This window comes from Leuconostoc sp. S50, from assembly GCF_016624925.1.
Taxonomy (GTDB): Bacteria; Bacillota; Bacilli; order Lactobacillales; family Lactobacillaceae; genus Leuconostoc; species Leuconostoc pseudomesenteroides.
In genome coordinates, this window is the sequence record NZ_JACVUE010000041.1 from 1 (window position 1) to 262 (window position 262).

The following is a 262-nucleotide window of genomic DNA, read 5'->3' on the forward strand; positions in this document are numbered from 1 at the left end:
GTATCCGACGCCTCCGCCCAGGTACTGCTGCTGGTCAGCCGTGACCTGGACCACCAGGGTGGCGAGCGCGCTGCCCCGCACATGGTGAAAGTGGGGTAAGCCATGGGCCTGCATCTTAACGAAGGTGGCGATGACCTCGCCGAAAACCACGAGATCAACGTCACCCCCTTCATCGACGTGATGCTGGTGCTGTTGATCATCTTCATGGTCGCAGCCCCCCTGGCCACGGTCGACATCAAGGTCGACCTGCCCGCCTCCACGG

1 protein-coding gene is annotated in these 262 nt (G+C 63.0%); it reads left to right on the top strand.

Annotated features, from left to right (window positions below; genetic code table 11):
• Window positions 1-102: 102 nt before the first annotated feature.
• Window positions 103-262, top strand: a 160-nt coding sequence (locus IAE53_RS11655) for a biopolymer transporter ExbD (RefSeq protein ID WP_200554249.1), incomplete at its 3' end; no start/stop codon positions are given.